The organism is Tsuneonella dongtanensis (genome assembly GCF_001698205.1).
Taxonomy (GTDB): Bacteria; Pseudomonadota; Alphaproteobacteria; order Sphingomonadales; family Sphingomonadaceae; genus Tsuneonella; species Tsuneonella dongtanensis.
The window spans coordinates 1,306,500-1,318,788 of the sequence record NZ_CP016591.1 but is presented as its reverse complement, the minus strand read 5'-3'; the positions used below and the strand labels follow the sequence as shown (position 1 = coordinate 1,318,788).

The following is a 12,289-nucleotide window of genomic DNA, read 5'->3' as shown; positions in this document are numbered from 1 at the left end:
ACCCTTAGCGCCGGTCGCCGGCGGGGCGGACGCCCGAAGTCTGGGCCTCCATCATCAGCCGGTCCTGCGCGGTCGGATCGTGGCCGAGGATTTCGCCCTTGAAGATCCACACCTTGATGCCGATCACGCCGTAGGCGGTCAGCGCCTCGGCCTCGGCGTAGTCGACGTTGGCACGCAGCGTGTGCAGCGGAACGCGGCCTTCGCGGTACTGTTCGGCACGGGCGATCTCGGCGCCGCCGAGACGGCCGCCGCACATCACCTTGATGCCTTCGGCACCCAGACGCATGGCCGACTGCATCGCGCGCTTCATCGCCCGGCGGAACGCCACGCGGCGGACCAGCTGGTCGGCGATGCCCTGGGCGACGAGCTTGGCGTCGATTTCCGGCTTGCGGATCTCGACGATGTTCAGCTTCACTTCGCTTTCGGTCATCGTCGCGAGCTTCGAACGAAGCTTCTCGATGTCGGCGCCTTTCTTGCCGATGATGACGCCCGGACGGGCGGCATAGATCGACACGCGGCACAGCTTGGCCGGACGCTCGATGACAACCTTCGAGATCGCCGCCTGCGGCAGGTTCTCGATGATGTACTTGCGGATCTCGATGTCCTCGCTGAGCAGCTTGGCGTAGTCGCGCCCTTCGGCGTACCAGCGGCTGTCCCAGGTGCGGTTGATCTGCAGGCGCAGGCCGATCGGGTTGCTCTTGTGACCCATGACTTAGGCCTCCTCGCTTTCGCGCACCACGATCCGCAGCCGGCTGAACGGCTTGAGGATGCGGGTCGATTTGCCGCGACCACGGGTGTGGAAGCGCTTCATGGTGACCGACTTGCCGACCGACGCCTCGGCGACGACGAGGGCGTCGACATCGAGGTTGTGGTTGTTCTCGGCATTGGCGATCGCGCTCGCGAGCACCTTGGATGCGTCGCGCGCCATCGCCTTCTTCGAGAAGGCGAGGATGTTCATCGCCTCTTCGGCCTTCTTGCCGCGGATCAGGCCGGCAACGAGGTTGAGCTTCTGCGCCGAACCACGGATCGTGGTGCCGACGGCCAGCGCCTCGTTGTCGCCTACGCGGCGGGGAGCTTTCTGCTTGCCCATCAGCGCTTGCCCTTCTTGTCGGCGGCGTGGCCGGGGAAGTTGCGCGTGGGCGCGAACTCGCCGAGCTTGTGGCCGACCATGTCTTCGTTGACGGAGACCGGAATGAACTTCTGGCCGTTGTAGACGCTGAAGGTCAGGCCCACGAACTGCGGCAGGATCGTCGAACGACGCGACCAGGTCTTGATCGCACCGCGCGCGTTCTTCTCCTGCGCGTCCTCGGCCTTCTTCAGCAGGTGGAGGTCGACGAACGGACCTTTCCAGACGGAACGAGCCATCTCGATTACCTCTTCTTCTTGGCGTGACGCGAACGGATGATCATCTTGTCCGTCGCCTTGTTGTGACGCGTGCGGGCGCCCTTGGTCGGCTTGCCCCACGGGGTGACCGGGTGGCGGCCGCCCGAGGTGCGGCCTTCGCCGCCGCCGTGCGGGTGATCGACCGGGTTCTTCGCGACGCCCCGGGTCAGCGGACGCTTGCCCAGCCAGCGGTTGCGGCCGGCCTTGGCGAAGTTCTGGTTCTGGTTGTCGGGGTTCGACACCGCGCCCACCGTGCCCATGCAGTCGGCGCGCAGGTAGCGCTGCTCGCCGCTGTTGAGGCGCACGATCACCATGCCGCGGTCACGGCCGACGATCTGGACGTAGGTGCCGGCCGAACGGGCGATCTGGCCGCCCTTGCCCGGCTTCATTTCCACGTTGTGGCAGATCGTGCCGACCGGCATCTGGCCGAGCAGCATCGCGTTGCCCGGCTTGGTGTCGGTCTTCTCGCCCGCGACGACCTGGTCGCCCACGGCAAGACGCTGCGGCGCGAGGATGTAGGCGAGCTCGCCGTCCTCGTACTTGACCAGCGCGATGAACGCGGTGCGGTTGGGGTCGTATTCCATCCGCTCGACGGTGGCCGGCATGTCCCACTTGCGACGCTTGAAGTCGATGTAGCGGTACTTCTGCTTGTGGCCGCCCGCGATGCCGCGGCTGGTCACGTGGCCCTTGTTGTTGCGCCCACCGGTCTTGCGCTTGCCTTCGGTCAGCGCCTTCACCGGCTTGCCCTTGTGGAGGGCGGACTTGTCGACCAGGATCAGGCCGCGGCGGGCCGGGCTGGTCGGCTTGTAGTTCTTGAGTGCCATGGCCTCAGATCCCGCTCGTGACGTCGATCGAGTCCTGGCCCTCGGCCAGCGTCACGATCGCCTTCTTCATGTCGGTGCGCGTGTAGGGACGACCCTTCCAGCGCTTCGTCTTGCCCTTGACGACGATGGTGTTCACCTTCGCCACCTTGCGATCGTAGATGGCCTCGACGGCCTCCTTGATCTGGCTCTTGGTCGCATCGCCCGCGACCTTGAAAACGATCGCGTTGTGCTCCGAAGCCAGGGTCGACTTCTCGGTAATGTGCGGGGCGACGATCACGTCGTAGTGACGCGCGTCGACCGCCTTTGCAGACTTAGCCATTGAAGCGCGCCTCCAGCTTCTCGACCGCGGCCTTGGTCAGGACCAGCGTGTCGTGCTTCAGGATGTCGTAGACGTTGGCGCCCACGGCCGGCAGGACATTGACGCCCCGGAGGTTGCCCGCGGCCTTCGCGAACGAACCTTCGACCGCGTCGCCGTCGATCACCAGGACCTTGCCGTTCCAGCCGTTCTTGTCGAACGTGCCCTTGAGCGCCTTGGTCTTGGCATCCTTGAGCTCGAGGCTGTCGACGATCACGAGACCGTCCTTGGCCTTGCTCGAAAGCGCCATGCGAAGACCCAGCGAACGGATCTTCTTGTTCAGCGAGATGTTGAAATCGCGCTTCTTGGCACCGTGGGCCTTGCCGCCGCCGATGAACACCGGGGCCGCACGATCGCCGTGACGGGCGGTGCCGCCACCCTTCTGGCGACCGAACTTCTTGCCGGTACGGGCGACGTCGCTGCGCTCGCGGGTCGGACGCGCGGTCGCGCGGCGATTCCACAGCTGCCAGGTGACGACGCGGTGCAGGATGTCCTGCCGCGGCTCTACGCCGAAGACGTCATCGCTGAGTTCGATGTCGCCCGAGGCCTTGCCGTCGAGTTTCTGGACCTTCACCTTCACGGATCAGCCCTCCTTGTTTTCATCGCTGGCGGGCGCATCGCCCTCAGCGGTGTTGTCGGCAGCAGCCTGGGCGTCGGTGTCGGCACCGGCCTGCTGCTCCTCGGCGAGTTGCTCCTGCATCTCGGGGGTCACCTGCTCGACCACTTCGTGCTCGGCGGCAGCTTCGACCATGCCCGCGGGGGCTTCCTCGTGCTCGGGAGCGGTGCTCTTCTTCTCGAGGATCGCACCGGGGAAAGGCAGACCCTCGGGCGCGGCAAGCTTGACCGCGTCGCGGACCAGCAGCCAGCCGTTCTTCGAGCCAGGGACCGAGCCCTTGACGAAGATCAGGCCGCGGTCGGCGTCGGTGCGCACGACTTCGAGGTTCTGCTGGGTGCGCTGACGGTCGCCCATGTGGCCGGCCATCTTCTTGTTCTTGAACACGCGGCCCGGATCCTGGCGGTTACCGGTCGAACCGTGCGCACGGTGGCTGATCGAGACGCCGTGCGTCGCGCGCATGCCGCCGAAGCCCCAGCGCTTCATCGCGCCGGCAAAGCCCTTGCCCTGCGTGTGGCCGGTGATGTCGACCTTCTGCCCGGCAACGAAGTGCTCAGCCGAGATGGTCGAGCCGACGGGGATCAGCCCGTCCTCGCCCTCGACGCGGAATTCAGCGACGCGCATCTTCAGGCCGACTTCCGCCTTGGCGAACTGCTCGCGCTGCGGCTTGTTGACGTTCTTCTGCTTGGCCTCGCCCGCGCCGAGCTGGACGGCATAGTAGCCATCGCGGTCGGAGGTGCGGTGCGAAACGACCTGGCAGTCTTCCAGCGACAGGACGGTCACGGGAACGTGACGTCCGTCCTCCTGGAACAGGCGGGTCATCCCGACTTTCTTTGCGATCACGCCGGAGCGCATGATCCGTTCTCCTTACAGAGGCCTTTCGGGACCATCCCGAGAGGCTTGCTTGGCCCAGATTGTCATGCGTCGCCCCGTCCGGGCCAAAGTGCCTCCCGAAAGGGAGGCGAGACGGGGGACGCTGCCCGGCTACATGCCGGAGGTATCCCTTGTCCGCGGAGCCTTGCGGCTCCGCATCGAAATCAAGCGAGCTTGATCTCGACGTTTACGCCCGCGGCGAGGTCGAGCTTCATCAGCGCGTCCACGGTCTGGGCGTTGGGCTGCACGATGTCGAGCAGCCGCTTGTAGGTGCGCACCTCGAACTGCTCGCGCGACTTCTTGTCGATGTGCGGGCCGCGGTTCACGGTGAACTTCTCGATGCGCGTCGGAAGAGGAATGGGACCCCGGATCAGCGCGCCCGTACGACGGGCGGTGTCTGCGATCTCGCCAGTGGCCTGGTCGAGCACGCGGTGGTCAAACGCCTTGAGGCGAATGCGGATGTTCTGGGCTTCCATGTCCTACTACCGATGCGAAAGAGCCGAGCGAGCCGTTGGCGTTTCCGTTACCGACCCGCAAAAAAGAAAGGCCCGCCCCGCTTGCTCCGGTTTCCCGGAAACGGGCGGCCTCCCTGTGAATCTTGATGAACGGCGACGAATCTCCGTCCGGTGGCGCGCCTATACGGATGAGGCCGGTTCCGCGCAACCCCCCGAATCGGGGAAATCGCGAAGGTCGGCGCCGATCCGATCAAGCGCACTCATAAATAGGGAAGGGCCCGCCGCTCCAGAGAGCGGCGGGCCCTGAAACCCTGTCAGATCACCAGTATTACTTGGTGATCTTCGAGACGACGCCCGAGCCGACGGTGCGGCCGCCTTCGCGGATCGCGAAGCGCAGGCCTTCGTCCATGGCGATCGGGGCGATCAGCTTGACGCCGATCGTCACGTTGTCGCCCGGCATGACCATCTCGGTGCCCTCGGGGAGGACGACTTCGCCGGTCACGTCGGTGGTGCGGAAGTAGAACTGCGGACGGTAGTTGGCGAAGAACGGCGTGTGACGGCCGCCTTCGTCCTTCGACAGAACGTAGACTTCGGCTTCGAAATCGGTGTGCGGGTTGACCGAGCCGGGCTTGGCCAGAACCTGGCCGCGCTCGACATCTTCACGGCCGATGCCGCGGATCAGCGCACCGATGTTGTCGCCCGCCTCGCCGCGGTCGAGCAGCTTGCGGAACATCTCGACGCCGGTGACGGTGGTCTTCTGGGTCGGACGGATGCCGACGATCTCGACTTCGTCACCCACGTTGACGACACCCGATTCCACACGGCCGGTCACGACGGTGCCGCGACCCGAGATCGAGAACACGTCTTCGATCGGCATGAGGAACGGCTTGTCGACCGGACGCTCCGGCTGCGGGATGTGGTCGTCGACGGCCTTCATCAGCTCGAGGATCGACTTCTCGCCGATCTCTTCGTCGCGACCTTCGAGGGCGGCCAGCGCCGAGCCCTTGACGATCGGAATGTTGTCGCCGTCGAAGTCGTACGAGCTAAGCAGCTCGCGCACTTCCAGCTCGACGAGCTCGAGGATTTCCTCGTCATCGACCTGGTCGACCTTGTTCATGTAGACGACCAGCGCCGGCACACCGACCTGACGGGCGAGCAGGATGTGCTCACGGGTCTGCGGCATGGGACCGTCGGCGGCGTTCACGACCAGGATCGCGCCGTCCATCTGGGCGGCACCGGTGATCATGTTCTTCACGTAGTCGGCGTGACCCGGGCAGTCGACGTGCGCGTAGTGGCGGGCGTCGGTCTCGTACTCGACGTGCGCGGTCGAGATGGTGATCCCGCGCTCACGCTCTTCGGGCGCCTTGTCGATGTTGGCGAAGTCGACCGGCGCGCCGAGAACCTTGGTGATCGCGGCGGTCAGCGTGGTCTTGCCGTGGTCGACGTGACCGATGGTGCCGATGTTGCAGTGCGGCTTGTTCCGCTGGAATTTTTCCTTAGCCATTTTGACTCTAACCTCTGTCTGGATTGAATTTCACCAAGTCGGGTTGCGGCACCCGGTGAATCGGGTGCCGCCCCTAGACGCTCACCCCTGCTTAGGCAAGCTTCTCCTTGACCTCTGCGGCAACGTTCGCCGGCACTTCGTCGTAGTGCGAGAACTGCATGGAGTAGTTCGCGCGACCCTGCGTGAACGAGCGCAGTTCGTTCACGTAGCCGAACATGTTGGCGAGCGGGACCATGGCGTCGACGACCTGCGCGTTGCCGCGGGTGTCGGTGCCCTGGATCTGGCCACGCCGGCTGTTGAGATCGCCGATGACGTCGCCGACCTTTTCCTCCGGCGTCACGACCTCGACCTTCATGATCGGCTCGAGCAGCTTGATGCCCGACTTCTGGGCCACTTCGCGCATGGCGCTGCGGCCCGCGATTTCGAACGCGATCGCGCTCGAGTCGACGTCGTGGTAGGCACCGTCATAGAGCGTCACGGTGAAGTCAATGATCGGGAACCCGACGAGGTAGCCGCTCTCGGCCTGCTCGCGGAAACCCTTCTCGATTGCCGGGATGTACTCCTTCGGGATGTTGCCGCCCTTGACCTCGTCCTGGAAGACGAAGCCCTGGCCGCGCTCGCCCGGCTCGACCTTGACCTTCACGCGGCCGAACTGACCCGAACCACCCGACTGCTTCTTGTGGGTGTAGTCAACGTCCACCGGCTTCGCGAGGTATTCGCGGTACGCCACCTGCGGCGCACCGACGTTGGCCTCGACCTTGAACTCGCGCTTCATGCGGTCGACGATGATGTCGAGGTGGAGTTCGCCCATCCCCTTGATGATCGTCTGGCCGCTCTCGTGGTCGGTCGACACACGGAAGCTCGGGTCTTCCTGCGCCAGGCGGTTGAGGGCGATGCCCATCTTTTCCTGGTCGGCCTTGGTCTTGGGTTCCACCGACAGCTCGATGACCGGCTCGGGAAACTCCATACGCTCGAGGATGATCGGCTTGGCCGGATCGCACAGTGTATCACCGGTGGTGGTGTCCTTCATGCCCGCCAGCGCGACGATGTCGCCCGCGTATGCCTCTTCGATGTCCTCGCGATTGTTCGAGTGCATCAGCAGCATGCGGCCGATCTTTTCCTTCTTGTCCTTCACCGAGTTCAGGACCTGGCCCTTGGCGAGCTTGCCCGAGTAGATGCGGGTGAAGGTCAGCGAGCCGACGAACGGGTCGTTCATGATCTTGAATGCCAGCGCGGCGAACGGCGCGTCGTCGCTCGAGGGGCGCTCGGCTTCCTCGTCGCTGTCGGGCAGGACGCCCTTGATTGCCGGCACGTCGAGCGGGCTCGGCATGTAGTCGACGACCGCGTCGAGAAGCGGCTGGACGCCCTTGTTCTTGAACGCCGAACCGCAGACGACCGGCACGAACGCGCGCGCCATGGTGCCCTTGCGGATCAGCCGCTTGAGCGTCGCGACATCGGGCTCGTCGCCTTCGAGGTACGCTTCCATGACGTCGTCGTCTTGCTCGACGGCGGTCTCGATCAGCTTCTCGCGGTATTCCGCCGCCTTGTCGGCAAGGTCGGCCGGGATGTCGACATACTCGAACTCGGCGCCAAGGCTCTCGTCCTTCCAGACGATGCCGCGGTTGTTGACGAGGTCGACGACGCCCTTGAGCCCGCCCTCGATGCCGATCGGCAGGTACAACACCAGCGGCACCGCGCCGAGGCGGTCGATGATCGACTGGACGCAATAGTAGAAGTCGGCGCCAGTGCGATCCAGCTTGTTGATGAAGCACATCCTGGGCACGCCGTACTTGTCGGCCTGACGCCACACCGTCTCGGACTGGGGCTCGACGCCGGCGACGCCGTCGAACACCGCGACCGCGCCGTCGAGGACGCGAAGGCTACGCTCGACTTCGATGGTGAAGTCGACGTGTCCGGGGGTGTCGATGATGTTGATGCGATGCTTGGGGCCCTGGCCGTCCTCGGCCTGCCAGAACGTGGTCGTGGCGGCCGACGTGATGGTGATGCCGCGCTCCTGCTCCTGCTCCATCCAGTCCATCGTGGCGGCGCCGTCGTGGACTTCGCCGATCTTGTAGGACTTGCCGGTGTAGTAGAGGATACGCTCGGTCGTGGTGGTCTTGCCGGCATCGATGTGCGCCATGATGCCGATATTGCGGTAGCGCTCCAGCGGATATTCGCGGGCCATTTGGATTTCCTCGGGTCTGGGGGACGCCCGCCACGGGCGACGCGTCCCCTATATAGGTGTTACCAGCGATAGTGCGAGAAGGCGCGGTTCGCGTCCGCCATGCGGTGCGTGTCCTCGCGCTTCTTGACCGCGTTGCCGCGGTTGTTGGCGGCGTCCATCAGCTCGCCCGAGAGACGGGCGGCCATCGTGGTCTCCGCACGGCCGCGGGCGGCGGTGATGAGCCAGCGGATGGCGAGCGCCTGGGCACGCTCGGGGCGAACCTCGACCGGCACCTGGTACGTCGCACCGCCGACGCGGCGCGAACGCACCTCGATCTGCGGCTTGATGTTCTCGAGCGCGGTGTGGAACACCTCGATCGGGTTGGCCTTCGCACGGCTCTCGACCGTGTCGAGCGCGCCGTAGACGATGCTTTCGGCGACGGACTTCTTGCCGTCGAGCATCAGGTTGTTCATGAACTTCGACAGCACCTGATCTCCGAACTTCGGATCAGGCAGGATTTCCCGCTTCTCGGGACGACGACGACGAGACATTCTCGTTATTCCTTATGCTGGGCCGCACCGCCCGGAAGCGCGCGGCCAGAAACCTCGAAAAAGCGGGCTGCTTACTTCGGACGCTTGGCGCCGTACTTCGAGCGGCTCTGCTTGCGGTCCTTGACGCCCTGGGTGTCGAGCACGCCGCGCAGCACGTGGTAGCGCACGCCCGGAAGGTCGCGCACGCGGCCGCCGCGGATGAGGACCACCGAGTGCTCCTGCAGGTTGTGCCCTTCGCCCGGGATGTAGCTGATGACCTCGCGCTGGTTGGTCAGGCGAACCTTGGCCACCTTGCGCAGCGCCGAGTTCGGCTTCTTCGGGGTCGTCGTGTAAACGCGGGTGCATACGCCGCGCTTCTGCGGGTTCTGCTCCATTGCAGGGACCTTGGACTTGGCCTTCTGCGGAACGCGGCCCTTGCGGACCAGCTGGTTGATCGTCGGCATTAAAGGAGTTCTCTCTCTTCACCGTATGGAGGCGTCACTGGCGCGATGTGAAGGAGAAAGGGTCGTGCAACACATGGCCGACGCGCTGGGGCGCCGGTTGCATAAACGCACGAGCCTGAATCACTCCACCCGTGTCACGGACCCCGGGTTACTTTGACGGCTGCCCGGTTGACCGGACGACACCGCCAACGTTCAGCTCTTGCCGGACTCGATGATCCGGACGGGCGGGCCGTTAGGCGAAAGGGCGGGCTGGGTCAAGCCGATCAACGCCGATAGATCTGTGACGTCGTCCGCTCGAATCGGTAGAACGTATCGCCGGCCTTTAGATAGGCATCGACCGTACCACCTTTTTCCGCCGGCTCGAATTCGAGGGTCATCTGGCTATCTCCAGCGACGCTTGCCAGTTTCCAAAACGCGTTCATGACCTCGTCGGGATCGAACGCGACTTCAGCCCCGAACTTTCTTCCCTCGGCATCGCTCCAGCCGATCTCGGCGGACTTCGGCGCAGCAAAACTGTATCCCTCTGCCGATGTCGCCTGCGGTCGTCGACCGGTCAGATCGAACCAGTCGCGCTCTGCGTCGAGAAACGAGAGCCACAGATAATCGAAAGGGACCGGTCCGGTCACGACCGCATTATATGAATAGCGCTGCGCATATCTCTTATAGAGAGCCGACGGATCAGGGCGGGCACGAATTTCCGCGACACGATCCTTCAGCGAAAGCGACAGCATTGAATCAGCGAATTGATCGAGGTTGAGCGATGGGTCGTTCGCCATGCGATCGACGGAAATTTCGCTCTGGGGCACGGAAAACGTGCCAGCGAGATGAGAAACCCCCCTCGCCTGGAGCCAGACTGCAAGGTACCCCCCCGGCGCAAAACCGACCACAATGAAGTCTACCGGGACGTTTTTCGGCTTGTCGAGTGCGGGCAGCCCTCGTGAAAGAGCCGCGTCGATCCTGTTCGAGGGAAGTTCGATCGTACCCTTGTAACCCATTCCGGCCACCAGATCGAACCACTCTGCGGTCAGCTTACGCGGCGCCGGCTTCTCACCGGCTTCTCCCATAAGCTGTGTCGAGCCGGGCTTGCCCCAGCCGCCGTATGCGATCCGGTCGTCGGGGATACCCTCGATCGCCCCGCTCGGCATAGTGAAGAACGCCGTCACTATGTATACGGGATAGTCGCGTGGCGCGCTTTCGGCGGCGGACCAATCGGAACGGCTTGCCATTACTTCCCCCAATTCGACGGGTTTGCATGCCGCGAACGCGAATGCAGCAAATCCAATGAGCAATCCCCATCTTGCCGTCATTGCGGATACCGGGCGCCTTTCAAAGATAGCTGCGCGTTCGCCGCTCGCCGGAAAAGTCCGGTGCCATCGCGCCGACAAAGTCGAGAGCGTTGTTCGCGACATCCCTCTCGGCCTCAAGATCGCTGTAGTAAGCAGAAAAGTGAAGATAATTCCGCCTCAACCAAACTAAGAGAGGATCAAGCTTGTGAAAGAAATCATCGGCACTTGATGCGCCGCTGGTCCCACTGGCGCATTTGCCGGCATAACCCCGCAGATAGGCATCGACTGGAGATAGCGCGGGCGGCACAGGAGATACATTGCCAAACAGCAACCCCTCCTCCTTTGCGTAGCCAACCATCATGTTGAGGGGGATGAAGCAATACTGATTGCCAACCGTAGATTTCGTACCGCGAATTTCAAAATGCGTGTGTATGGTGCCGTCTTCCTTGTGCACCCAGATCGGGTTCGCCTTGTCGCCGAACCAGCCCTGTTCGGAAAGCCAGTTCCATTCTCTCTGGAACCTGTCGACCGTCGAGGATTGAGACCCGATCCGCATGGCCTTGTCGCGCCAGAGAACGCGTGTCTCTGACACCCCGCTCTTGTAACCGCCACCGATATCGGAGTGCACTCCAGGCAGAAAGAGTTCGAAGCTCTTGGTGTCGTTGCCCACCCGGGTAAGCCGGAAGTTCTTGCGATGCTCTTCGGCCGCGGCGAGCTGCACGATCCTGTCGGCGGCGCTGACCGCACCTAGGTTCAGCTCGATCTTGTCGTTCCAATGCGCAAGACCGAATGATGCCACGGTATCGTAAAGCCCGGCGAACCGGAACTTGAATTCGTCTATCGTTTCACCGTCGCGGACCAGCTCGGAGCGAACACTTGGCCAATAAATTCCTTCGCCCACCGACCAGCCACTGAGAATCTGCGCGACAGCGTTGCGTGCCGCGGCACCGCCCCGACTGAAGCCAAATACGTCGAGATGGATAAACTCGAACGGTTTTCCGCTCATGGTTCTTAGATAGGCCAGCGACGCGTCAACACCGCGCCTGACCTTGCCGATGATACCTGTGGGACCTTCGCCGAATCCTCCCCCGCGAAGGGCATCGTCCCCCTTTTGCAAGGACGCCGATTCCCCCGTGCTTGCGGTGCCGATACCCTCGATATAGATGGGAAAGTAATTATCATACACTCGCCCATTCGTGTACGCATCCGTCCCACTGGAGGAATCGAACATCCGTGCCACGTTCGACAAATCATTCTTGTAACTCGCGGGCGGCTGGCCTTTTTTGTCTTTTAGGTCCGCATTGATATTGTCTTCAGCAGCAGCTTTAACGTTGTGTTTATTGTTGTTGGTGCCATCGAAGAATAGGACCACCCGCACCGTTTGCTTTGGCGTTGGAGAGGAAACTTCCGGCGATCCATGGCCTGAGCCATTGCCAGATTGTGACGTGGCAATGGTGGGAGTGCTATTCCCACAGGTTGCACAAGGTTGTGAGAATGCCATTGCCTATCTCGTCAAATCGTCCGGACCGACCATGACGGTCGGGGAACCGCGCTCGACATCGTCAAGAAACCGACCGACCCGGCTTTCTTCGAAGAAGCCGGGTCGGTCCAGAGCGAACTTCTGGAAAGGCGTGAGGTTGTGCAGCTTCTCCGGCCACCGCATCGCAACGTCCAGAAGCGCCCAGAAGCTGGATTCCTGAGTCAGTTCGTATTTCTGCGACAAGATGTTGAGATGCATACAGACGGACCGAACACCCTCTTGCGTTCTCTCGGCTGCCCAGCTGCCGAAGCGAGCGGAGACGGCCCTGACCATCTGGTCGAGCCAACGGTCCTCTGCG

The 12,289-nt window shown here is 63.3% G+C and carries 15 protein-coding genes; all 15 read right to left on the bottom strand.

What is annotated here, in order from left to right:
- Positions 1 to 4: 4 nt before the first annotated feature.
- The 15 genes from rpsC to A6F68_RS06260 all read right to left on the bottom strand — a co-directional run bounded on the left by rpsC (position 5) and on the right by A6F68_RS06260 (position 12,189).
- Positions 5 to 709: a 30S ribosomal protein S3 gene (gene rpsC / locus A6F68_RS06330; RefSeq protein ID WP_067677490.1), complete on the bottom strand. Its 705-nt coding sequence runs from the start codon at positions 707 to 709 to the stop codon at positions 5 to 7.
- Positions 710 to 712: 3 nt separating this feature from the next.
- The gene (rplV, locus tag A6F68_RS06325) at positions 713 to 1,090 is read right to left on the bottom strand and encodes a 50S ribosomal protein L22 (RefSeq protein WP_067677488.1); all 378 of its coding nucleotides are present in this window, start codon (positions 1,088 to 1,090) and stop codon (positions 713 to 715) included.
- Positions 1,090 to 1,365, bottom strand: a complete 276-nt coding sequence (rpsS, locus tag A6F68_RS06320; protein WP_067677486.1) for a 30S ribosomal protein S19 — start codon at positions 1,363 to 1,365, stop codon at positions 1,090 to 1,092. Before rpsS ends, rplV begins: the two co-directional genes overlap by 1 nt.
- 5 nt (positions 1,366 to 1,370) lie before the next feature.
- Positions 1,371 to 2,207 (bottom strand): 50S ribosomal protein L2, encoded by an 837-nt coding sequence (gene rplB, locus A6F68_RS06315; RefSeq protein WP_067677484.1) that lies wholly within the window; start codon positions 2,205 to 2,207, stop codon positions 1,371 to 1,373.
- Positions 2,208 to 2,211: 4 nt separating this feature from the next.
- Entirely contained in the window at positions 2,212 to 2,526 is a 315-nt protein-coding gene (locus tag A6F68_RS06310) for a 50S ribosomal protein L23 (protein WP_067677482.1), read from the bottom strand.
- On the bottom strand, positions 2,519 to 3,142 hold the full coding sequence (gene rplD / locus A6F68_RS06305) for a 50S ribosomal protein L4 (protein WP_067677480.1): 624 nt from the start codon (positions 3,140 to 3,142) through the stop codon (positions 2,519 to 2,521). The genes A6F68_RS06310 and rplD overlap by 8 nt, the downstream gene beginning before the upstream one ends.
- 3 nt (positions 3,143 to 3,145) lie before the next feature.
- The gene (gene rplC, locus A6F68_RS06300; RefSeq protein ID WP_067677478.1) at positions 3,146 to 4,030 is read right to left on the bottom strand and encodes a 50S ribosomal protein L3; all 885 of its coding nucleotides are present in this window, start codon (positions 4,028 to 4,030) and stop codon (positions 3,146 to 3,148) included.
- Between the two features lie 182 nt (positions 4,031 to 4,212).
- The gene (gene rpsJ, locus A6F68_RS06295; RefSeq protein WP_034905023.1) at positions 4,213 to 4,524 is read right to left on the bottom strand and encodes a 30S ribosomal protein S10; all 312 of its coding nucleotides are present in this window, start codon (positions 4,522 to 4,524) and stop codon (positions 4,213 to 4,215) included.
- Between the two features lie 307 nt (positions 4,525 to 4,831).
- Positions 4,832 to 6,007: an elongation factor Tu gene (gene tuf, locus A6F68_RS06290; RefSeq protein ID WP_067677476.1), complete on the bottom strand. Its 1,176-nt coding sequence runs from the start codon at positions 6,005 to 6,007 to the stop codon at positions 4,832 to 4,834.
- 91 nt (positions 6,008 to 6,098) lie between these two features.
- Positions 6,099 to 8,192: an elongation factor G gene (gene fusA / locus A6F68_RS06285; protein WP_067677474.1), complete on the bottom strand. Its 2,094-nt coding sequence runs from the start codon at positions 8,190 to 8,192 to the stop codon at positions 6,099 to 6,101.
- A 59-nt stretch (positions 8,193 to 8,251) separates the two neighbouring features.
- Entirely contained in the window at positions 8,252 to 8,722 is a 471-nt protein-coding gene (gene rpsG, locus A6F68_RS06280; protein ID WP_067677472.1) for a 30S ribosomal protein S7, read from the bottom strand.
- 71 nt (positions 8,723 to 8,793) lie between these two features.
- A complete protein-coding gene (gene rpsL, locus A6F68_RS06275; RefSeq protein ID WP_006831873.1) occupies positions 8,794 to 9,165 on the bottom strand; it encodes a 30S ribosomal protein S12 in 372 nt (123 codons plus the stop codon).
- Positions 9,166 to 9,428: 263 nt separating this feature from the next.
- Complete coding sequence (locus tag A6F68_RS06270; RefSeq protein WP_067677469.1) at positions 9,429 to 10,391, bottom strand: DUF2931 family protein; 963 nt, start codon at positions 10,389 to 10,391, stop codon at positions 9,429 to 9,431.
- Positions 10,392 to 10,491: 100 nt separating this feature from the next.
- The gene (locus A6F68_RS06265) at positions 10,492 to 11,823 is read right to left on the bottom strand and encodes a phospholipase effector Tle1 domain-containing protein (RefSeq protein WP_198152696.1); all 1,332 of its coding nucleotides are present in this window, start codon (positions 11,821 to 11,823) and stop codon (positions 10,492 to 10,494) included.
- A gap of 132 nt (positions 11,824 to 11,955) precedes the next feature.
- Entirely contained in the window at positions 11,956 to 12,189 is a 234-nt protein-coding gene (locus tag A6F68_RS06260; RefSeq protein WP_198152695.1) for a hypothetical protein, read from the bottom strand.
- Positions 12,190 to 12,289: the final 100 nt, after the last annotated feature.